We start from the raw sequence: 22,241 nt of genomic DNA, 5'->3' as shown, positions 1-22,241 counted from the left end.
CCGCGCCGCGCCATCCGCACTACGATGCGCTGATCGAGCGCACGGCCGGGATGGCGGCGGTGCCCTGCGCCGTCGCGCATCCCTGCGACGCATCGGCGATGGAGGGCATCGCCGATGCCATGCGCCATGGCATCATCGCGCCCATCCTGGTGGGTCCCGCGCGGAAGATCGCAACCGCCGCCGCGGCGGCGGGGCTCGATCTCGCGGGGATCGAGGTCATCGACGCACCGCACAGCCACGCCGCCGCCAAACGCGCCGTCGCGCTGGTGCACGAGAACCGCGCAGAGCTGCTGATGAAGGGCAGCCTGCACACCGACGAGCTGATGTCGGCCGTGGTGGCGCGCGAGGGCGGGCTGCGCACCGAGCGGCGCATCAGCCACGTCTTCATCATGGACGTGCCCAACTACATCCGCCCGCTTTTCATCACCGACGCCGCCATCAACATCGCGCCCGATCTCTCCGCCAAGGCCGATATCATCAGCAACGCCATCGACCTGCATCACGGCCTCGGCCTGGGCATCCCGCGCGTCGCCATCCTCTCCGCGATGGAGACGGTGAGCCCGAAGCTGCCCGGCACCATCGAGGCGGCGGCGCTGTGCAAGATGGCCGAGCGCGGGCAGATCCAGGGCGGCATCCTCGACGGACCGCTGGCGCTCGACAACGCGGTGAGCCCGGAGGCGGCGCGCATCAAGGGCATCCGCTCCGAGGTGGCGGGCCGCGCGCAGATCCTCGTGGTGCCGGATCTCGAGGCGGGCAACATGCTGGCGAAGAACCTGACCTTCCTGTCGGGCGCCGACGCCGCAGGCATCGTGCTCGGCGCGCGGGTGCCGATCGTGCTGACCAGCCGCGCCGACAGCACCCGTACCCGCCTCGCCTCCTGCGCCGTCGCCGCGCTCTACGCGCGCTACCTGGCCGAGCGGAGGCCGGTGGCCGCATGAGCGAAGGCATCCTGGTCCTCAACGCCGGCAGTTCCAGCATCAAGTTCCAGCTCTATGCCGTGGGCGGGGATGACAGCCTGACCCGGCGCTTCAAGGGCCTGCTGGGCGGCATCGGCACCGCCCACGCCCGGCTGCAGGTCTGGGACGCGGGCGATGCCGTGATCGCCGACGAGCGCCCCGAGCCCGCGCGGATGCGGGATGTCGCCGCCGCGCAGGAGGTGCTGGGTGCCTGGTTCCTCGGGCATATCGGCACGCCGCCGCTGGCGGTCGGCCACCGCGTCGTGCATGGCGGACCGGACTTCGCGGAGCCGGTGCTGATCGATGACGCGGTGCTGGCGCGGCTGGACGCGCTGGTGCCCCTGGCGCCGCTGCACCAGCCCAACAACCTGGCGCCGATCCGCTCGATTCGCGCGCGCCGGCCGGAGCTGCCGCAGGTCGCCTGCTTCGACACCGCCTTCCATCGCGGCCATGGCCCCCTCGCCGAGCGTTTCGCCATCCCCGAGGCTCTCTACCGCCAGGGCGTCCGCCGCTACGGCTTCCATGGCCTGTCCTACGAGTACATCGCCGGCCACCTGAAGGATCTCGATCCCCTGCTGCCGGAGCGGCGCGTGGTGGCGCTGCACCTGGGCTCCGGCATGTCGGCCTGCGCCCTCCGGGCGGGCCGCAGCATCGACAGCACCATGGGCTTCACCGCGCTGGACGGCCTGCCCATGAGCACGCGGCCGGGCCAGCTCGACCCCGGCGTGGTGCTCTACCTCCAGGAGCAGGGCATGACGCCCGCCGCCATCGAGCATCTGCTCTACCATGAATGCGGGCTGAAGGGCCTGTCCGGCCTCAGCGGCGACGTGCGCGACCTGCTGGCCAGCGACAGCCCCCCGGCGCGGCTGGCGCTCGACCACCTCGCCTATCACGCCGCCGGCGCCATCGCCGCGCTGGCCAGCAAGATGGGCGGGCTCGACGCCATCGTCTTCACCGCCGGCGTCGGCGAGAACGCGGCGCCGGTGCGGGCGGCGATCGGCGCCCGCTGCGCCTGGCTCGGCCTCGTCATGGACGCCGCGCGCAACGCCGCCCATGGCCCGCGCATCTCCGCCGATGGCAGCCGCATCGCCGCCCATGTCCTGCCGACCAATGAGGAACGCATGATCGCGCGCCATACTCTCGACCTGCTGCGCGGCTACAGGACGGTCTGGTGAGCCCGCGTCCCCTCCCCAGCCTGCAGGGCCGCCGCGGCCTGGTGACGGGCATCGCCAACGACCAGTCGATCGCCTGGGGCTGCGCCCGCGCCTTCCGCGACCTCGGCGCCGAGCTGGCCGTGACCTACCTGAACGAGAAGGCCCTGCCGCATGTGCGGCCGCTGGCCGAGGCGGTGCAGGCGCCCATCCTGATGCCGCTCGACCTGCGGAACGAGGGTGAGCTGGAGGCTGTCTTCGAGCGCATCGCCGCGGAATGGGGGCAACTCGACTTCCTGCTGCATTCCATCGCCTTCGCCCCGCGCGAGGATCTCCAGGGCCGCGTCACCGACTGCTCGCGCGAGGGCTTCCTGCAGGCGATGGACATCTCCTGCTGGTCCTTCATCCGCATGGCCAAGCTGGCCGAGCCGCTGCTGGCCAAAGGCGAGCATCCCGGCGGCGCGCTGTTCTGCATGAGCTATTACGGCGCCAGCATGGTGGTCGAGCACTACAACATGATGGGGCCGGTCAAGGCGGCGCTGGAGAGCGCCACGCGCTACCTCGCGACGGAACTCGGGCCGCAGGGCATCCGCGTGCACGCCATCTCGCCCGGGCCGCTGAAGACCCGCGCCGCCTCCGGTCTGCCGGACTTCGACGCCTTGCTGGCCCGCGCCCAGTCCAAGGCCCCGGCCCGCAGCCTGGTGAGCATCGAGGATGTCGGCATGGCCACCGCCTATCTGGCCACGGATGCCGCCCGTTTGATCACCGGCCAGACGCTTTACATCGACGGCGGCTATCATATCGTCGACTGAGGCGCCGCAGCCGGCGGCCGGAAAGAGGAGCGAGATCGCCATGGCGGAGCAGGGATTCCTCAGCCGCTTCAGCGCGCCTGAGATTCGCGCCTGGATGCAGCGCCAACGCGAGGCCAAGCTGGACGAGGAGCGGCGGGAGCGGGAGCGCCAGCGGGACGAGCGCGAGGCGCTGCGCCGCGCCTTCCAGGACCGCGACATCCCGCCCGATGCGCTGGAGCGCCTGATGCTCATGGTGCGCCGCGCCGCCGCTGATGGCGAGAACGAGGTGATGGTGCTGCACTTTCCCTCCGCCTGGATGAAGGACAGCGGCCGCTCCATCACCAGCGGCCAGGATGACTGGGCGCTGTATCTCGATGGCTTCGCCGCCAAGGCCCATGCCTTCTACCGGCGGGAGCTGGAGCCGCGCGGTTTCGGCCTGCGCGTGGCGATCCTGGACTACACCGATGGAATGCCGGGAGATGTCGGTATTTTCCTGAGCTGGAAGGAGGCGGGGGCGGGCTGAGGACGCCCCCTTCCCGTCGCCTGTGTGACTTCGGTCACAGAAACCGCCCCGCTTCTGCCGTATCCGGGAAGCGTAACGGAGGTTTCCGCCATGCAGGACTGTGCCATCCGCAGGCTTCCCGAGTTCCTCGCCCTGGCCCATGAGAGGCTGATCGCGCTGATGCGCGAGCATGCGGAAGCGGACGACGACCAGCGTGTGGTCATCCTGGGCCAGATCCGCCAGACCTTCGAGCAGATCGAGGCGGCCATGGCGCTGTCCGAGCTGCTGGGCCTGGAGGGCTAAGCCCGGGCGGCGGCCCGCCTACTCGATCCGCAGCCCCGCCTCGCGCACCACACGGCCCAGTTCCTCGACATCCCGCCGCGCCAGAGCCTCCATCTCCGCCACCGTGAGCGGCTTCAGCACGACCCCCGAGGCGGCGGCGACCTCCCGCAGCCGGGGCATCGCGGCCGCCTCGCGCAGGGCGGCATTGATCCTCTCCCGGATGGCCAGCGGCACGCCCGACGGCGCGAAGACGGCAAACCAAGCATCCACCATGTAGCCCGGCAGGCCGGCCTCGGCCGTGGTCGGCACCTCCGGCAGCGCCGGCAGGCGCGTGTCGCTCGCCACAGCGAGGGCCCTGAGCCCACCGCCCTGCAGGAGCGACAGGGCGGAGGACGGGGTGGTGATGAAGATGTCCACCCGGCCGCCGACCACGTCCTGCAGCGCCGGCGCGGCGCCGCGATAGGGCACGTGCAGCATCGGCGCCCCGACCCGCCGCGCGAGTTGCAGCCCGGCGATGTTCTGGATCGAGCCGGTCCCGGCCGAGGCGTAGGTGACGCGGCCGGGATTCTCCCGGATGTGCGCCACCAGCTCGGCCAGCGTTGCGGCCCTCACGGCGGGACCGCTGAAGATGACATGCGGCGCGATGGTGGCCATGCCCACGGCGGCAAGATCCCGGTTCGGATCCCAGCCGAGATCCGGCGTCAGCGCCGGATTGGCGCCATGATAGCCGGAATACTGCAGCAGCAGCGTATAGCCGTTCGCCTCGGCGCGGGTCACCGCCAGGATGCCGACATTGCCGTTGCCGCCGGAACGGTTCTCGATCACGACCTGCTGCCCCAGCGCCCGGCCCAGCGGGTCCTGGAACAGCCGCGCCGCGAAGTCCGTGCCGCCGCCCGGCGGATTGGGCACGACCAGCGTGATCGGGCGGTTCGGCCAGCCGGTCTCGGCCCGGAGCGGCCGCACGGCGAGGCCCAGCACGGCGGGCGCCGCCAGGCGGCGCGGAATCTTCAGCATCGGACGTTCCCTTCCCTGATGGGTTCTTGGCGCCCCCTGAGGGGCTCAGCCCGCCTCCGGCACCGTGGCGTGCACGGGCAGGACCGACTGAAGCGAGGTGCGGACCACGGCGACCATAGGCCCGGGGGCGCGCAGCGCCGCCGCCAGGGCGGGCAGATCGGCCTCCTCCCTCACCCGGAGGAGCGGCGCGCCGAAGGAGGCGCACCAGAGGCCGAGATCGGGATTGACGAGATCCGTGCCCGAGACCCGGCCGGGATGCCGCTGCTCCTGATGGATGCGGATGGAGGCGTAGCTGCCATTGTCGGACAGCAGGAGCTTGATGGGCAGGCCGCGCGCCATGCCCACGGCCAGTTCATTGCCGGTCATCAGGGCACCGCCATCCCCCACGGCGCAGATCACGCTTCGCTCCGGGTGCCGCAGGGCGGCGGCGACGGCGGCCGGCACGCCGAAGCCCATGGCGCCCGAGATCGGCGCCAGCAGGCGCTGCGGCGGCGTCCAGGGAAGCTTGCGGTAGAAGGGGGCGGCGAAGGTGCCGGCATCGAGCGTCACGATCGCATCGGCCGGCGCGACCTCGCCGACCAGCTGCGCCACCCTGGCGAAGGCGAGGCCATCCGCGGCATCGAACGTCACGGGCTGGCTGTCCGCCTCCTGCAGCCGGCGCAGGCGCCGGTTCCACGCCGCCCGTCCCTCCGGCACCGCCCTGCCCTGGCGTGGCATCGCACCCAGCACGGCCAGCGCATCGGCGGCAATGGCCATCCCGGCCGGGAACTGCCAGCCCAGGAAGCGCGGGTCGGCGCAGACATGCACCAGCGTCTGCCCCGGCGCCGGCCAGCTGTAGCCCTGGGTGGTGATGTCGGTGAGCCGCGTCCCCAGGGCGAGGACCAGATCCGCCTCGGCGAAGGCCTGGCGCTGCGCGTCCGGATTGCGCAGGCCGAGGTCGCCCGCATAGAGCGGATGCCGGTTCGGGAACAGGTCCTGGCGGCGGAAGGACGCCGCGACGGGGAGCCGCCATTCCTCCGCGAAGGCCAGCAGGGCCTCGCGCCCGCCCGGAACGTCCAGCCCGTGCCCGGCCAGCAGGATCGGGCGCTCGGCGCGGCGGAGCATCTCCGCCAGGCGCTCCGCCTCCGGCGCCGCCAGCGCGGCCGGCACCGCGGCCGTGATGGCCGGGGCGGAGGCCGCGCAGGGCGCCGCCAGCACATCCTCCGGCAGGGAGAGCACGACCGGCCCCGGCACCCCCTGCACCGCCATGCTCCAGGCCCGGGCGATCAGCTCGGGCACCTGGTCCGGATGGGTCGCCTCGCCGACCCATTTGGCGATGCCGCCGAACATGGCGGCGTAGTCGATCTCCTGGAAGGCGCGGCGGCGCAGATCCCTCTGCTCAACCTGGCCGATCAGCAGGATCAGCGGCACGGCGTCCTGCTCGGCGGTGTGCAGCGCGATGGCGGCGTTGCAGGCGCCCGGGCCGCGCGAGACCAGGACCACGCCCGGCCGGCCGGTCAGCTTCGCGTCGGCCACCGCCATGAAGCCGGCGCCGCCCTCTTGGCGGCAGGTGACCAGATCGATGGAGGGATGCGCGTGCAGGGCATCGAGCAGGGCGATGTAGGATTCGCCCGGGACGCAGAAGGCCCGGTCGGTGCCGCGCGCGGCCAGGGCGGCGAGGAGGGTCTCGGCGGCGGTCTTGGCGTTTTCCATCTCCGCCCCATAGCCCGCCGGGCATGTCCCGCCTCCCATTAGCAGCTATAGTCGCAGGCTATGGATCCGATGCGGCTGCGCTCCCTCGTGGCGATCGCCGAGCACGGTGCCTTCAGCCGCGCGGCCTCGGTCCTGGGCCTGGCGCAGCCCAGCTTGTCCCGGCAGATCGCGCTGCTGGAGCAGGAGGTCGGGCGCCCCCTCCTCTACCGCCATGGCCGCGGCGCGCGCCTCACCGAGGACGGCCGGCGCCTGGTCGAGGCCGCCCGGCCCCTGCTCGCCGCGCTCGACAACCTCCCGGCCAGCCTGGACGACCCGGTTCCGCGCGGCCAGGTGGTGCTGGGCGTGCCGACCTTCATGTCGGCGCATCTGGCGGCCTCGCTGTTCGGCGAGCTGCGCCAGCGCCACCCCTTCCTGCGGATCCGGCTGGTCGACGGCTTCAGCGGCTTCGTGAACCAGTGGCTGACCGAGGGGCGCCTCGACATCGCCATCCTCTATGACAGCCGGCGCAGCCGGGCCATCGCCGCGGAGCTGCTGGCCCAGGAGGAGCTGCTGCTCTTCGCGCGCCGCCGCCGCGCCCGGGACCTGCCCGGCGAGGGTCCCGTTCCGGTATCCTGCCTGTCGCGGCTCGATCTGGTCCTGCCCGATCCGCAGCACGGCTTGCGGCGCGCCCTGCACCGCGCCGGAGCGCATCCCGATCCGGCCCGCCTGCTGGAGGTGGACAGTCTGGCGGCCATCCGCAGGCTGGTCGAACTGGACATCGGCTGGAGCGTGCTGCCCCGCGCGGCTCTGACGCGCGAGGCGCTGGACCGCCGATACATCCTGAGAGGCATCGCCGATCCGCCACTCCGCGCGCGCCTGATGGTGGCGATGAGCCCGACGCGCCCCGCGACCCCGGCCCTGCGGGCGGTGCTGGCTCATCTCCATGCGACGGTCGCCAGGCTTCAGCAGAGCGGGATCATGTCCCCCCTGCCAGTCGACGGCCGAGGTCCGGCCTCATCCGCCCACGGGTCCGCCACGCAGAAGGCACCCTGATCGCCGCCCTGGGCGACCGGCGTCCCACTCTCGGCCAGCAGGCCTGTCCTATGCCGGCGGACATCTCCATTGCCGAGGTGAGCCGGGAGGATGAGCGAGGCGGCTGGAAGGATCGCCGCCACTCTGCCGTGACGGTCGTGACCGCCTCGGCGGGATGAAGGCGTGTGACCGGCCTTGCGTGACCGCTCCAGACCCTCCACCGCCGCCCTGTCAGCTCTTCACCAGCGGCGGCGTCTGCTGGTGCTGCACCACGCGCCACTCCTCGTGTGCCAGGCGGCGATAGGTCGAGGTACAGTGCGCCTCGTAGGGCGCCGTGCCATCCCGCTCCGCGCGGGCATGGTAGGCGACCACGATCAGCCCCTCCTGCGGCCGGGCGATCTGCCGCTCGGAGATCTCCACTTTCGTCCAGCGCGGCGTGTCCGCGACGGCGGCAATGGCGTCCTGGCCGCTCATCACGAAGGGCGGCTGCGGCAGCACCATCAGGCACGCATCATCGATCGAGGATCGGTAGTGCTCGGCGTCTCCGGTCCACAGGCTTTCCTCGAACGCCCAGACGCGATCGTCTTCCATCGGTGCCTCCCTGGTTGCCGAGATCAGGTGGTGCGGCCTGGGCGGCTGCCTAGGATGACGTTTTCGGCATTGGCACGCGCAGAAGGCGATGGCTCGGTCTGCTCCGCCGAACCGAAGCGCGCGATCCGGATCCCACCGCCGCGACGCCTCGACCAAGGCCTCCCGCAGCCCCGTGCGCGCTGGTGCGCCCTTCTCCTGCCCATACCGGGTCCCCACGTCACGCGGCTCGCCACGCGTGGGCGGCGGGGGTCCGCATAGGCGGCCTCGGAAGCTTTGGACACTGCCGAAACGCGCAGAACCTCGGTCGCCTGTGCAGTCTCACCCGTTGTGAAGCGGGCTCTCAGAACAGGTTGCTCTCCACCTGCCGGTACTCCGGCCTGGCCAGATCCAACCCCGTCTCCGCGTCATAGTGCTCGGTATTCTCGAAGGCGAGCAGCGCGTCGCCCAGTGCCCGGCTTACCGGCCGCAGCGCCCCTCGCCCCAGCCAGTCCCGCCGCGCCTGGGCCGGAATGCTGATGGTATAAGGCTGCAATGCCCGCAGCATCCGCCCTGAAGGCTTGTCGACCCGTGCCACGAGTTGCAGCGCCGCCCGCGCCGCGTCGTCCCACGGCACGACCACCGGCTCCATCGTCTCGTCGATCAGGCGGAAGGCGTCGGCCAGGCTGCGGAAGGGAAAGCGGCTGTCATCCTTATGCGTCTCCAGCGCCGGCAGCGCGCCTGGCCTGAAGCCCTCCAGCGCCAGGGCATCCAGCGCGCCCTGCCCTTTCTGCCAGTACAGGGTGCGAAAGTAGTCCCGCACGGCCTCCAGCCCCAGCAGGTCGTCATGCCGCCGCAGCACTTCCCGTGTGGCCTGATGGAACTCCCGCGCGAAGCGCGGCACCGACGCCTCCGCCGGCTCGAACACCACCGTGCGCCCCATGGGCAGGAGACCATTGCGGTTGCAGCGCCCCGCTGCCTGGGCAATGGAATCAACCCCGGACACCGCGCGCCACACTTCCGGCAGATCCAGATCCACACCGGCTTCGATCAGGGACGTGCTGACCACGCGCACCGGCTCCCCGGCCTTCACCCGGCGGCGGACCTCTTCCAACACCCGGCGGCGGTGGCGCGGCACCATCAGCGTGCTGAGATGCACGGCACCTTCCTGCTCCCGGATGGCGCCATGGAGATCCCGCGCATGAGCACGGCTGTTGACGATGCACAACATGCGCGGCACCTCGGCGAAGCGTGCCGCCACCTCGGCATCCGTCACCTTGTCCGGCCTCACCTCCACCCGCACCCGCCGCAGGGCGGCGTAGAGGGCCGGCGGGTCGGGCGCGATCTCGCGTTCCGGCGGAATGTCGAGCCCGCCATCCAGCCCGTCCTGCACACGGATCGCCGGCTGCGTGGCGGTGCAGAGCACCACCGTGGCACCATAGGCCCGCGCCAGCTCGGCCACTGCCGCCAGGCAGGGGCGCAGCAGCCCCACCGGCAGGGCCTGCGCCTCGTCCAGCACGATCACGGAGCGCGCCAGGTTGTGCAGCTTGCGGCAGCGGGGCGGGCGGTTGGCGAAGAGGCTTTCGAAGAACTGCACGGCGGTGGTCACCACCACCGGCACATCCCAGTTCTCCGCGGCCTGCCGCAACTTACGCTCGCCCCCTGGTCCTTCCTCGTCGTCGGTCTCGCGCCAGGCGGCCTGGGCGTGGTGCTCCAGCACATCCTCCTGCGTTGCCAGCGCGGTACGGAACACGGCGGCGGTTTGCTCGATGATGGCGCTGAAGGGTGCGACATGGATCACACGACGCAGGCCGTGCCGCGCCGCATGCTCCAACGCGAAGGACAGGGAGGCCAGGGTCTTGCCGCCGCCCGTCGGCACGGTCAACGTGAACAGGCCGGGCGGCATCGCCGCCTTATCCCGTGCCGCCGCCAGCACCTGGGAGCGGGCATGGGAGACGGTGCTGTCGCTGCGTCCGTCGATCCCGGCCATATGCACGCGCAGCCGATCGCGCAGGTCCGGGATCGTGCTGTGGCCGCCCCGCGTTTCAGGCTGCCCTTCGGCGCGACGATGGAACGCCTCGGTCTCCAGGAAATCCGCGTCGACCAGGCAAGAGAACAGCATGCGGCCGAGAAAGGCCTTGCCGAAGCCGGATGGCGGAGCGCCGCCCGGCCAGGGCGGAGACGGCAGAAGGCCGCGCGTCTGCGGCAAAGGCCCGGCATGGGCTTCCCAACCATCATAGGGGAAAATCGGGTGGTGTTCCGGCGAGAGCCGTCGTTCCAGGTCCTCCGCATCAGACAATCCGCCATGGTGCCCGGCCACGATGTTGGCGAGGAGCAAGCCGAAGGGTCCTGGGGACAGGCGGTAGGCCATGCGGGCCCCGGCGGTGGAATGGTCCGGCCCCTTGGCGGCACCTTCACCGCGCGGCGTGGCGATGTAGGTCTGGAAGGGAACGGACACCTTGCCAATGTCGTGCAGACGGCCCAGAGCACGTGCAGCCTCGGCCCAGCCGAACCATGCGGCAAACTCTGCCGCGCGCTGACCGACAGCCACCAAGTGATCCGTCAAAAGCTCCCAGTTGGCAGGGGGCTTCGCAGGCAGCGAATGCGCGAAGACTGGCATGGTCTGCATTGAATACATTCAGAATGCATTGATCCAGAAGAGAATGGTGGCGACAAGGCGGATGGCAGACATGCCACGCTCCCGCACGGGGAGCGACTGCAGCATCACGCCGCGCACGCCGCCGCCCTGCTCGTTTCGATCCACGCTCCTGCACGGGGAGCGACCGCTGGTGCCGGGGCTGTTGGCGGTTTCCTCGACGTTTCGATCCACGCTCCCGCACGGGGAGCGACCGGCGTCGGTGAGCCCGTAGGTGCGGAACCGGTGCGTTTCGATCCACGCTCCCGCACGGGGAGCGACCGGCGTCGGTGAGCCCGTAGGTGCGGAACCGGTGCGTTTCGATCCACGCTCCCGCACGGGGAGCGACCTGGGCGCATGACGAGACGCCGGAACGGCATCTGGTTTCGATCCACGCTCCCGCACGGGGAGCGACCCCATCCGTGTGGCACAGCCGAATGACCGAGCGAGTTTCGATCCACGCTCCCGCACGGGGAGCGACGCGCGGACGAAGGCGCCCCCATCGAAGGGAGCCATGTTTCGATCCACGCTCCCGCACGGGGAGCGACAGGCCGCGGCCGGCTGGCTGGATCGGCAGTCAACGTTTCGATCCACGCTCCCGCACGGGGAGCGACCCGTCCAGGCGCGGCCCTCGGCCTCGGCCTGGTGGTTTCGATCCACGCTCCCGCACGGGGAGCGACAAGAAATCCGCCGCAGATAACGGCGCCGTGAGCGTTTCGATCCACGCTCCCGCACGGGGAGCGACGCCATCCTCTACGCGACCGACGGCGCCGTGACCCCGTTTCGATCCACGCTCCCGCACGGGGAGCGACCATGGCGGTGATGCAGCTGGTCCAGCCGACGAGGGTTTCGATCCACGCTCCCGCACGGGGAGCGACGGCGCCGCTGGCCCAGCCCTTGGCACCGCCCTGCTCGTTTCGATCCACGCTCCCGCACGGGGAGCGACGCTCCCCCTGGGAGACATGTGGCGCGAGGCTCGCGTTTCGATCCACGCTCCCGCACGGGGAGCGACGATCACGCCGGACGGGCGCATCCCGTTCGCGTAGTTTCGATCCACGCTCCCGCACGGGGAGCGACTTTTCGGCGCCCGGCTCCTGGCCGCCCGGCTGGCGGTTTCGATCCACGCTCCCGCACGGGGAGCGACCGCCGCCGCGTTCAGATGCGCCACCATGGCGTCGTGTTTCGATCCACGCTCCCGCACGGGGAGCGACGGCGTCGGTCCACCATGTCAGGCCGGACAGGCGGTTTCGATCCACGCTCCCGCACGGGGAGCGACCGGGCGCCTTCCACGTTGCGGCTGCTGCCTTCCAGTTTCGATCCACGCTCCCGCACGGGGAGCGACGCGTCGATGACGGTGAGCGCGTCGGTGGTCTTGGTTTCGATCCACGCTCCCGCACGGGGAGCGACTCCGACGCGCGGAAGATGGCGGTCGCCTCCGTCTCGTTTCGATCCACGCTCCCGCACGGGGAGCGACGGGCCGGCGCTGTCCACCAGCGCGCCCCACTCGCCGTTTCGATCCACGCTCCCGCACGGGGAGCGACTGGCTGTCCGACTACGACTGCTGGCTCATCAAGGGGTTTCGATCCACGCTCCCGCACGGGGAGCGACCGTGAAGGCCAGGAACTCGGCGCGCATGCCGCGGTTTCGATCCACGCTCCCGCACGGGGAGCGACCACGGTTGACGTTGCCGTAGGCGTCCAGAGGCGCGTTTAGATCCACGCTCCCGCACGGGGAGCGACTGCGCCACAGCCGGCATCGCGCAATGCATTCCGGGGTTTAGATCCACGCTCCCGCACGGGGAGCGACCAGCAGCTGCCGCTGCTGCCGGCCGGCGAGCTGGTTTAGATCCACGCTCCCGCACGGGGAGCGACCGCCTACGAGGCCGCCGCGCTGCCCACCGGCTGGTTTCGATCCACGCTCCCGCACGGGGAGCGACGTCGCCCTCATGCGATCAGCGGGCGTCGGTCAGGGTGTTTCGATCCACGCTCCCGCACGGGGAGCGACGATGTCCGACAGAGCCGACACCGGCGACGATGTGTTTCGATCCACGCTCCCGCACGGGGAGCGACCGCTGTCGGGCAGGGCCTGCACGAATGCGCGGATGTTTCGATCCACGCTCCCGCACGGGGAGCGACGACGCGCGGACGCGAGCGCAGGCGGCTCTGCAAGTTTCGATCCACGCTCCCGCACGGGGAGCGACCATCTTGCACAGCGACGAACTCGTCCGGGTTATCGTTTCGATCCACGCTCCCGCACGGGGAGCGACCTGACGATCCCTGTGCATCAGGACCTCAAGGCAGTTTCGATCCACGCTCCCGCACGGGGAGCGACCACCGGCGCGGCCCTCTACGGGCCGCTCAACTGGTTTCGATCCACGCTCCCGCACGGGGAGCGACTAGCGCAATCGAGGGATGGACCGGATATGTCACGGTTTCGATCCACGCTCCCGCACGGGGAGCGACCTCGACACGGTAAGTCTCCATGCCGTGCGTCGCTGTTTCGATCCACGCTCCCGCACGGGGAGCGACCACGCTGACGCCGCTGCTGCTCAGGGCTTTGGAGTTTCGATCCACGCTCCCGCACGGGGAGCGACTCTGGCCTATCGGGCGAAGATGATCGCGCGCACGGTTTCGATCCACGCTCCCGCACGGGGAGCGACCACGCCGGAGCGGCCGAGGGGATCGGTCATGGCGGTTTCGATCCACGCTCCCGCACGGGGAGCGACAAAGAGCGTGCGCTCCGCTCGGCCGTCCCGCTCGTTTCGATCCACGCTCCCGCACGGGGAGCGACAGGAGGCGGGCGCAGGCGCCGGAGCGGGGGCTCCGGTTTCGATCCACGCTCCCGCACGGGGAGCGACCCCGCCGAACCCGGCATTGCCATTGCCCCGCGCCCCGTTTCGATCCACGCTCCCGCACGGGGAGCGACGATGGTCTTCAGCTTGTCGTTGACCAGCCGTGCGTTTCGATCCACGCTCCCGCACGGGGAGCGACCAGGCCGCTTCGGTAGCCTGCACATCCGCCTCAGGTTTCGATCCACGCTCCCGCACGGGGAGCGACCAGGCCGCTTCGGTAGCCTGCACATCCGCCTCAGGTTTCGATCCACGCTCCCGCACGGGGAGCGACGAGGGCGGGCTGACGGGCGACCGCTACAGCCGGGTTTCGATCCACGCTCCCGCACGGGGAGCGACGTCACCGGCCGGATCAGCGTCTCGTCATCCGTCAGCCGGTAGAGGTTTCGATCCACGCTCCCGCACGGGGAGCGACTTCCACATCTCATTCCAGTTGGTCTCGGTGCCGTTGTTTCGATCCACGCTCCCGCACGGGGAGCGACCAGGCCGCTTCGGTGGCCTGCACATCCGCCTCGGGTTTCGATCCACGCTCCCGCACGGGGAGCGACCCGCCCATGTTGCGGGCCTGCTCCAGCTGATAGGCGTTTCGATCCACGCTCCCGCACGGGGAGCGACAGTTGCTGAGCATCGGCTCAAGCTTCTCTCGGTTGTTTCGATCCACGCTCCCGCACGGGGAGCGACCGGCCATCACCGCATTCCCCCGGACCACGCCGCATGTTTCGATCCACGCTCCCGCACGGGGAGCGACTCGTGCTGCGCCCCGAATGGTGGGGGGCGATCCCGTTTCGATCCACGCTCCCGCACGGGGAGCGACCTGCCGGCATCGATTTCGACAATTTCCGGCTGCAGTTTCGATCCACGCTCCCGCACGGGGAGCGACTGTGGCGCAGCGTGTGGGGTGAGTGCTCCGGCCGGTTTCGATCCACGCTCCCGCACGGGGAGCGACCGGACGAGGAGCTGGCGGCGATGTACACGTTCCTGTTTCGATCCACGCTCCCGCACGGGGAGCGACCCGAGGCGGTGCCGAACAGCCCCGGCTGCTGGGTGTTTCGATCCACGCTCCCGCACGGGGAGCGACTCATGCTGCCTGCTCCGCGTGGCAGGGGATGGGAGGTTTCGATCCACGCTCCCGCACGGGGAGCGACAGCGGCCCGTAGAGGGCCGCTCCGCTGTCGCGTAGTTTCGATCCACGCTCCCGCACGGGGAGCGACGGGCGATGATGTGCTCGGCCTGGGTCATGTGCGGGTTTCGATCCACGCTCCCGCACGGGGAGCGACCATTGGCCGCATTGCTGGCGGTGCTGTTGCCGAAGTTTCGATCCACGCTCCCGCACGGGGAGCGACGCCGCTGGCCACCGCCGCTCCGGCGCGGCACGAAGTTTCGATCCACGCTCCCGCACGGGGAGCGACCGCCGGGCTTCCACCGGCTGCTGAGGGCAGTCTCGTTTCGATCCACGCTCCCGCACGGGGAGCGACGGGCGGGGGGGAGGGAAGCAACCTGCGGTTCGTCGTTTCGATCCACGCTCCCGCACGGGGAGCGACCGCGCGCGCTCGGCGTCGCGCCCGCGGAGGTACTGGTTTCGATCCACGCTCCCGCACGGGGAGCGACGCGCACCGGGATCTGCTCTCGCGCCAAGATCGAGTTTCGATCCACGCTCCCGCACGGGGAGCGACCATCAGGGCTGGCAAGATCGAGGTGCGGCAGGAGTTTCGATCCACGCTCCCGCACGGGGAGCGACTTTTTGGTACAACGATATTGCCGCATGTGGTGGGGTTTCGATCCACGCTCCCGCACGGGGAGCGACGCGTGCCGCTATCGAGCTCAATTAGCCATCCACTGTTTCGATCCACGCTCCCGCACGGGGAGCGACTTTGGACAACTGCGTCAAGATGCTCGACGCCCTGTTTCGATCCACGCTCCCGCACGGGGAGCGACCGCTGGGCAGCTGAAGAAGCCGATTGCCCTCTCCGTTTCGATCCACGCTCCCGCACGGGGAGCGACCTCGGCGCGGCGGCCATAAGGCAGCACGGGTGCGTTTCGATCCACGCTCCCGCACGGGGAGCGACGCGAGCGGCTGGCCGCGCTGGCGCCGCTCGAAGGGTTTCGATCCACGCTCCCGCACGGGGAGCGACGTCTCCAGCAGCGCGTCACGCAGGGCATCGCCCATGGTGTTTCGATCCACGCTCCCGCACGGGGAGCGACTGCCGCCCCCTACGACGCGCGACTGGCGTTCAGGGTTTCGATCCACGCTCCCGCACGGGGAGCGACCGCCACCTCGCCCGACTGGCAGCGGTTGCGGCAGTTTCGATCCACGCTCCCGCACGGGGAGCGACCCGGGGTGGCGCGCCATCGGCAGGGTCTCCTCCGAGTTTCGATCCACGCTCCCGCACGGGGAGCGACTCCTCGAAGAGCCGTCGCCGTTGGAGCGGGCCTGGTTTCGATCCACGCTCCCGCACGGGGAGCGACCCTGCATGACGGCGCCGGTCAGCAGCTCGGGCAAGTTTCGATCCACGCTCCCGCACGGGGAGCGACGAGGGCGGTGAAGGAGGTGACAATCATCCATAGCGTTTCGATCCACGCTCCCGCACGGGGAGCGACCCCTTATGGTCTAACTCACGAAAGGAGCGCTCTGAAGTAGGCTGTGATCGCGAACATTCTGGAACCAGCCTCCGTATGTGGAGGCCGTGCAGAGGCATAGTCTCCAAGTCCCTGAAATCATAGCCAATTGCTGACGCGCGAACCTTGCCCGGTTGCGATGAGTGCTTCAGGGTCGCGCAGTGCTGACGATAACAGAAAGGACCGGACCTGATGAGGCGGTCGACAGTCGTTAGAACACCAGCGGCTTGTCCAGATCCAATGCAGGCTTGGCACCCACATGTTCGACCTTGCGCCGCCCGTCTGCGCCCAGTCGGTAGAAACGCAAGCTGTCGGTTAGAGGGTCAACTTCCTCAATCAGCCTCGCCCGCAACTGCGTCCACTGCGCCGGGTCCACCTCGCATTCGAAGACTGAGTTCTGGACGCGCTGGCCCCAGTCCAGGCAGGCGCGAGCAACGCGCCGCAGGCGGCGGCGTCCCTCTGCTGTTTCGACATTAACATCATAGGTCACCAGGACCAGCATCGACGTTGCCTTATCGCCATATGAAGGGTGGGTACCCGTCCAGTTCGCCACGCAGGTGCCGGGCCAGCAACTGGGCCTGTATATAGGCCACCAAGCCAAGCGGCATGGCCTCGCCCAGGAAGGGATGGCGCAGTTCGTCCCGCTTGCGTTCCTGCCACGCCACCAGCACGCTGCGGCGGGCCTCGTCGGTCAGTCGCACGCCACCGGCCTCCTCGAGGATGAAGTCATCGGCACCGAGCTGTCCGCGGTTGAGCAGGCTCAGGGCGAGACGATCGGCCAGGACGGGACGTAGCTCTTCCATCAGATCGAGTGCGAGACCGGCGCGACCGGGACGGTCGGCGTGGAGAAATCCGACTTGCGGATCGAGCCCGTGGGCCTCCAGCGCCGCGCGGCAGTCATGGCCCAGCATGGCGTAGAGAAAGGACAGCAGCGCGTTCACCCGGTCCAGCGGCGGGCGGCGGGATCGTCCGCCAAAGCGCAATGCCGGGTCCGGGCGGCGGATCAGGCTATCAAAGACGCCGAAGTACAGGGCGGCGATCTCCCCTTCTATTCCGCGCAGCCCCACCACATCCGAGACCGTAAGCGTTCGCCGCGCCGCATGGCCGATCCGCCGTTCCACCTCCTCGAGGGCCAAGCGAGTCGCGGGTTCCATCGCCGCGCCGTGGTCGCGCAGGGCCCGCAGCAGAACCTGGCGCTGGTTCGCCGCCTTGCCGGCCACGACGCCGCGCACGATCGGACCATGCCGCGCCTCGTCATCCGCCACCCGGTGCTGGATACGCCGCAGCAGCACGTTGCCGCTGCGCGCGCCCTCCACCCGCGCCAGGAAGCGGCCGTTCGGCTCCAACAGGGACAGGGCGATTCCCGCCTGGGCACAGGCGGCCATCAGGGCTGGGGAACAGCCGGGGCGGCCAAACCCCACCACTCCTTCCAGCATGTGCAACGGCACGCGGCCGACCTCGGACCCCTCCACCTCCACCACGAGGTTGGCGCCATCCTTGCGGAGCCAGGCACCTTCGCTGGTGACGTAGATGGTGTTGAGCATCCGCCGCATGATCAGCCCCGCAACTGCTCGGCCAGCCAGCCCGTGACCGAAGGTGGCGCCTGCAACCGCTCCGGCTGGCAAAGGTCGTGCAGGGAGCAGGCGCGGCAGCCCGGGAACAGTCTTGGCGGCGGCGTGTGCCGGGCCAGGATGTTGCCCCGCGCCTCCTCCGCGGTTCGCATCGTCAGCGCGCGGAGCGTCTGGTCAAACAGCACGGGCAGGCGGCGGCGCGTGGTGCCGTAGAACAGCGCCCCTTGCGGCACCGGCACACCGAAGGCCTCCTCCAGGCAGATCGCCTGGGCGCAGAGCTGTACCTCGTCGGCCCGGTGCGCCTTGGGCTTGCCGCGCTTGTACTCCACGGGAAAGGGCTGCGGTGGGCGGCCGCGAAACTCCACCGCATCCGCCTTGCCTGCAACGCCGAGCGTGAGGGAACGCAGCGCGATGCCGCGCGCGACCCGCACCCCGGGCCGCGTTTCCGGGCGGCCCGCATCCACCCGCTCATGCAGCAGCCGCCCCTCGGCGGTCGCGCCATCCTCCGCCCAGAGTCCTTCCACATGGATCAGGGCGGACTGGCGCGGGCAGAACAGATGGTGCTGGAGAGCGGAAAGCGGGATCAGCTCGTCCTCGGCCGCCGTGTCCGGGGTCGCCGGCGGCATCGGCTCAGCGCTCGATCACCTCGACACCATCCGGCAATCCGCCCCGATCCACAGCGATGGCGTAGTCCTGGAAGCGACGGGCGGCAGGCCAGTTGTCGGTGCGGGGGTCGCCGATCGGATGCGTCTCTCCCTGGTGGTGCCGGCGCGCCGTCACGCGGTCGAACAGCGTATGGGCCTGAGCATTGCCGAGCGCGCCGGCATGGCGGAACACCACCAGCTTGCGGGTTGCCATCTCGCCACGGGCGGCGGAGCGGTCGTGCTCGAACATGCTGCCCAGCGCCTCGAAGAGCAGTTCCAGATCCGCCTCGGAGAAGCCGGTGCCCTTGGCCGGGTGGCTGGCCAGCGGCGCCGAGACGAAGCCATGGGCACGGTACAGACCGTAGGGCACGATATGCTTGCGGCCCATGGTGCGACCGCCCTTCTCCTCCGCGTCCTTTTCCGTGGTCGCGGCGAGGCGGGTGATGGAGACTTCCAGCGGCAGCACCGGCTCAACCGAGGTCGCGAAGGTGATCTGCACCGGCCCGCGCACCTGCCCGGCATTGACGCCCGTGGTCATCACCGCGCCGAAGGCCCGGATGTCCCAGAAATTGGCGCACATCCAGCGCGTCAGCTCACGGGACTTTTCAGCGTCCCTCGGCAGGCGCTTGCGGTCCTCGTCCTTCGTCACCTCCGGCAGCACCGCCGTCCAGGCGCGCTTGTGCTCGAGATTCAGCGTGGCGCCATCGCGCATGTAGATCTCGTGCCCCGGTGCCTCCGGGCGCGCCAGCGCGACGTAGTTGCGGATCTTGCGCTTGATGGCGACGTCGGAGACGAGGCCGTGATTGGTCTCCGGGTCCAGCCGTGGCAGGTTGCCGGCATCCGGGTCGCCGTTCGGGTTGCCATTGGTGACGTCGAAGAACAGCACGAAATCGTGGCGGCGCGTCAGCGCGGCGGTCTCACTCACTGGCGTCATCCCCCTCGGGTGCTTCCTCGTCCGCGATCTGCACGATCGCCTTGCCGGCGACCCTTGCCTGCCGCTGGTGGTAGTAGCCGATCACGAAGCGGCCCTGCTCCTCCAGCCGCAGGGCGCGCGGCAGGGCGGGTGGCAGCATAGCCGCGATCTGGTCCATCTCGCGCTCCACGAAGCCGCCCTTGCGGTCCTTGCGCAGCTTGGAGAGATGGTTCTGCATCCCGCGCAGCAGTAGCGGGAAGACACTGGCCGGCGTGGCGGAGGCCGCGCCGAAATAGCGATCGCGGATGGTCGCGTTCACCGTGCCGAGCGCCATGCGCTGGGCGATCTCCGCCATGGCGAACATGCGGCCCAGCTGGTAGGCGGCATTCGGTTCCTCGCGGTCGAGGCTCACGGGCGGGTCCTCCTTTCGGTCTTCTTGGCGGCGCCTGAGGCGATGCTCGCGGGCCAGAACGGCGCGGATGGCGGCGGCGTGCCAGCCGGTGGCGGGATCGTCCCCCGCCCGCGGCCGCAGGATCGCGGCCGAGAGCAGGGTGCGTGGATAGGGGGCGCCGGAGAGAACAGCGCGCGTCACCTCGCCCGCCAGCAGGGGTGGGATGTTCTCGAACTTGCCCTGCAGCGCGGTGGTGCGCATCAGCAGCCAGTTGACGGAGGGCGGCGCGCGCCAGGGCAGAGGCTCGATCGCGAGGTCCTGGTAGTGCCGCGCCAGGCAGCGCGCGAAGGCCCCGAAGGAATCGCTCAGCCAGAAGCGCACCGACAGCCGCGCGGCATTGGGCGAGAGGCCCAGCACATGGAAGCGCACGTCCTCATCCAGCCGCGGGTCCATCTCCCGCAGCGGCCTGCCCTCCGACAGCGCGGCCAGCACCTCCTGTACGCGGCGTGTGGCGGCGGCATCCTTGTCCAGCCCGGCCTCGGCGCCAGCGACGGCAGGGGCCGGCGGGTCGCCCAGCAGGGCGAAGATGTCCTCGGCCGCCCGCGCCGCCGCCTCCGCGGCCGGGCTGGCATCACGCGCATCGGCCCAGAACACCACGGTGGCGTCGCCCAGCGGGCGGCGCAGGCGGTTGGCGCTGCCGCGATCCAGCAGCCGGTTCAGCGCGGCGCCGTAGCGGAAGGCGGCGGCCTCCGAGGTCGGCGCGTTGTCGCCCTGCGCCTTGCCATAGGAGGTGAAGGCATCAAGGTTGAAGGACACCAGCGCGGCGCCGGAGGATTGCGCACCCTCCACACCCTTGATGACCGGGTGCAGGCGCCGTGCCGGGCCCGGCTGGCCGGTTACCAGGCAGAGTATCGTGGGCGCATCGCCGCCAGCCCGCTGTTCCACCAGAGCCCGCGCCGCCGCGCGCTGATGGATGAAGCCGGCCTCGCCATCCAGGCGGAACACGATATTGGCGTCCAGCATGTCCGGCAGAAAAGGCGGCGCATCGAAGCGCTCCGGCTTCCAGTCCTCCAGGAAGCGCCGAAGCGCCAGGAGACCCTCGTCATCGGTGCCGGTCAGCAACTGCGTGTGCGAGGCCTGGAAGGCGGCGTGCTCGGCGGCCGTCCGTTTGCCCTCGCCCGCCGTGCGACCGAGCGCATAGGCCGATTTGTCCCATAGCAGGTTGGGTAGGATGCCCACGGTGCGCTTGACCGCCGCCGGCACTTCCTCCAGCCGCGGCACAAGCTTCTTGCCCGATGCCACCCGCAGGTCGAGCACAGCCACCGGCTCCCCGGCTGGGGACAGCACGATGGCGAAGCCGATCTTCTCGCGCGAGAAACCCGGTGCCTCCGCCTCCCCCCGCGCCGCCATCCGCCCGTAATAACGGTCCAGCGACTGCAGGATCGTCATGCCGTGCTGCCCTGCGCCAGACAGGCCCGCACATCCACCACCCCATTCTCCAGCCTGGCCCGGAAGAAGCGGGAGGCGGCGCCGGCATCATGGTCGATGTCGTACAGCATCCAGCCGAGATCCTGGTCGCGCTGGCCGGGCAGCAGTTTGCTCTCCGGCAAGGGCGCGCCCTCCGGGATCAGGGCGAAGTCGGCGGCGAATTCCCGGGTGCCCAGGCAGGGGCGGTGAAAGCACTGCCCGGAGGCCGCGCGGCGGTTGAACATGGCGGCGTGCTTGGCGGGCGTGTCTTCCACCCCAGCGCGCGGCGTCATCTCGAAATGCGCCTCGATCACATAGGCCACGTCCACCAGCAGGGTTGTGGCACGCTGCTGCCGCACCTCCTCCGCCACCAGACCCAGCCCTAGCGTGGTGCCGGCGCGCATGGCCCGCTCGGCCGTCGCGGTGCTGGCCTTGGCGCTGACCTCGTTGCGGCGGAAGGACTGGAAGCGGATGGGCCGCAGCACGTGGATGCGGTCCACCACCCAGCGCAATGCAGGCTTCCAGTGAATGGCTTCCAGGATTCCGCGCGCGGCGGAGGGTGTCATCACGTCGTAGGAGACGCGCTCGACCTTCATCTCAGGTCTGGTAAAGCAGGCGCGGGGACCCCAGACGTGCAAGCGAATGCCGTAGGACATTGTCCTCCTACCGCGGCGCCATAGCACCACCGGTTGCTTTATATAAATGGTAATATCATGGAATCGATATAAGCTGAAGCCGGAAATGCTCAGGGCCCGCTTCATAATGGTCGTGGCATTCGCCGGACGAGCATGAGGGTGGCTGTCAGGTTAAAGAGTGCCGAGGAAAGGTGGACATCCTTCTCGTGGCGAGTGGCAACGGCGCCATTCCTTCAGGCGCACCCAGAGGTTGGGGTGCCTGCCGCCGCAGCCAGACGCTTCGGCCAGGGTGGTCAGAGGCGCCTGTCTACCTCCGTCGACTCCCAGTTCCTTCTATTCGCGTCGACAAGTGCGATAAGGGCGGACCGATCCTGGCGCAAAGCGACATGGTCATGGGCTGGAAGGATCGGACCAACTGGGAGAGGCTATTTTCGTCGGAGTCGAAACCCAGCGAGCAGACCTGAGGACCAGGAACACCTCTCGGGGCTAGGCGGTAGCAAACTGCCTGGAGTCAAACCCCCTGCGCCCGGATGCCTTGGACAGGTATCCGACAGC

The 22,241-nt window shown here is 70.0% G+C and carries 16 protein-coding genes and 1 CRISPR repeat array; of the genes, 6 read left to right on the top strand and 10 right to left on the bottom strand.

Annotation, left to right across the window (positions count from 1 at the left end):
* The first annotated feature begins 50 nt into the window (after window positions 1-50).
* The 5 genes from ACF3NH_RS13665 to ACF3NH_RS13645 all read left to right on the top strand — a co-directional run bounded on the left by ACF3NH_RS13665 (window position 51) and on the right by ACF3NH_RS13645 (window position 3,703).
* Window positions 51-938, top strand: coding sequence for a phosphate acetyltransferase (locus tag ACF3NH_RS13665; protein ID WP_459077147.1), 888 nt, complete (start codon window positions 51-53; stop codon window positions 936-938).
* Entirely contained in the window at window positions 935-2,131 is a 1,197-nt protein-coding gene (locus ACF3NH_RS13660) for an acetate/propionate family kinase (protein ID WP_422923528.1), read from the top strand. The genes ACF3NH_RS13665 and ACF3NH_RS13660 overlap by 4 nt, the downstream gene beginning before the upstream one ends.
* Window positions 2,128-2,919 carry an enoyl-ACP reductase FabI gene (gene fabI, locus ACF3NH_RS13655; protein WP_198367274.1) on the top strand — a complete coding sequence of 264 codons (792 nt, stop codon included), beginning with the start codon at window positions 2,128-2,130 and terminating at the stop codon, window positions 2,917-2,919. The genes ACF3NH_RS13660 and fabI overlap by 4 nt, the downstream gene beginning before the upstream one ends.
* A 40-nt stretch (window positions 2,920-2,959) precedes the next feature.
* A complete protein-coding gene (locus tag ACF3NH_RS13650) occupies window positions 2,960-3,421 on the top strand; it encodes a hypothetical protein (protein ID WP_422923526.1) in 462 nt (153 codons plus the stop codon).
* Window positions 3,422-3,511: 90 nt separating this feature from the next.
* Window positions 3,512-3,703 (top strand): hypothetical protein, encoded by a 192-nt coding sequence (locus ACF3NH_RS13645; RefSeq protein WP_198367276.1) that lies wholly within the window; start codon window positions 3,512-3,514, stop codon window positions 3,701-3,703.
* An 18-nt stretch (window positions 3,704-3,721) separates the two neighbouring features.
* Here the strand turns inward: ACF3NH_RS13645 and ACF3NH_RS13640 are convergent, their stop codons facing one another.
* Together ACF3NH_RS13640 and ACF3NH_RS13635 are read right to left on the bottom strand one after the other, a co-directional pair.
* Complete coding sequence (locus tag ACF3NH_RS13640) at window positions 3,722-4,696, bottom strand: Bug family tripartite tricarboxylate transporter substrate binding protein (RefSeq protein ID WP_422923524.1); 975 nt, start codon at window positions 4,694-4,696, stop codon at window positions 3,722-3,724.
* Between the two features lie 45 nt (window positions 4,697-4,741).
* On the bottom strand, window positions 4,742-6,388 hold the full coding sequence (locus ACF3NH_RS13635) for a thiamine pyrophosphate-binding protein (protein WP_422923522.1): 1,647 nt from the start codon (window positions 6,386-6,388) through the stop codon (window positions 4,742-4,744).
* A gap of 69 nt (window positions 6,389-6,457) precedes the next feature.
* On the opposite strand from ACF3NH_RS13635, the gene ACF3NH_RS13630 reads away from it, so the two are divergent.
* A complete protein-coding gene (locus ACF3NH_RS13630) occupies window positions 6,458-7,420 on the top strand; it encodes a LysR family transcriptional regulator (protein ID WP_422923520.1) in 963 nt (320 codons plus the stop codon).
* Between the two features lie 210 nt (window positions 7,421-7,630).
* Here ACF3NH_RS13630 and ACF3NH_RS13625 read toward each other — a convergent pair whose 3' ends face one another.
* From ACF3NH_RS13625 to cas5c, 8 genes are all read right to left on the bottom strand, one after another.
* Window positions 7,631-7,990, bottom strand: coding sequence for a DUF4440 domain-containing protein (locus ACF3NH_RS13625; protein WP_422923518.1), 360 nt, complete (start codon window positions 7,988-7,990; stop codon window positions 7,631-7,633).
* A gap of 340 nt (window positions 7,991-8,330) precedes the next feature.
* On the bottom strand, window positions 8,331-10,586 hold the full coding sequence (locus tag ACF3NH_RS13620; RefSeq protein WP_422924797.1) for a CRISPR-associated endonuclease Cas3'': 2,256 nt from the start codon (window positions 10,584-10,586) through the stop codon (window positions 8,331-8,333).
* Window positions 10,587-10,718: 132 nt separating this feature from the next.
* Window positions 10,719-16,047: direct repeats of the CRISPR family, unit length 32 nt; unit sequence GTTTCGATCCACGCTCCCGCACGGGGAGCGAC.
* A gap of 229 nt (window positions 16,048-16,276) precedes the next feature.
* A complete protein-coding gene (gene cas2, locus ACF3NH_RS13615) occupies window positions 16,277-16,567 on the bottom strand; it encodes a CRISPR-associated endonuclease Cas2 (protein ID WP_198367281.1) in 291 nt (96 codons plus the stop codon).
* Window positions 16,568-16,577: 10 nt separating this feature from the next.
* On the bottom strand, window positions 16,578-17,609 hold the full coding sequence (gene cas1c / locus ACF3NH_RS13610) for a type I-C CRISPR-associated endonuclease Cas1c (RefSeq protein ID WP_422923515.1): 1,032 nt from the start codon (window positions 17,607-17,609) through the stop codon (window positions 16,578-16,580).
* A gap of 11 nt (window positions 17,610-17,620) precedes the next feature.
* Entirely contained in the window at window positions 17,621-18,262 is a 642-nt protein-coding gene (cas4, locus tag ACF3NH_RS13605; RefSeq protein WP_422923513.1) for a CRISPR-associated protein Cas4, read from the bottom strand.
* Between the two features lie 4 nt (window positions 18,263-18,266).
* Complete coding sequence (gene cas7c / locus ACF3NH_RS13600) at window positions 18,267-19,205, bottom strand: type I-C CRISPR-associated protein Cas7/Csd2 (protein ID WP_422923511.1); 939 nt, start codon at window positions 19,203-19,205, stop codon at window positions 18,267-18,269.
* Entirely contained in the window at window positions 19,198-21,033 is a 1,836-nt protein-coding gene (cas8c, locus tag ACF3NH_RS13595; protein WP_422923509.1) for a type I-C CRISPR-associated protein Cas8c/Csd1, read from the bottom strand. Before cas8c ends, cas7c begins: the two co-directional genes overlap by 8 nt.
* Window positions 21,030-21,707 carry a type I-C CRISPR-associated protein Cas5c gene (gene cas5c, locus ACF3NH_RS13590; RefSeq protein WP_422923507.1) on the bottom strand — a complete coding sequence of 226 codons (678 nt, stop codon included), beginning with the start codon at window positions 21,705-21,707 and terminating at the stop codon, window positions 21,030-21,032. Before cas5c ends, cas8c begins: the two co-directional genes overlap by 4 nt.
* Window positions 21,708-22,241 lie beyond the last annotated feature (534 nt).

Origin of the sequence: Pseudoroseomonas sp. WGS1072, from assembly GCF_049340465.1 — a bacterium.
Classification (GTDB): Bacteria; Pseudomonadota; Alphaproteobacteria; order Acetobacterales; family Acetobacteraceae; genus Pseudoroseomonas.
This window is presented reverse-complemented; position numbering and strand designations above follow the sequence as displayed.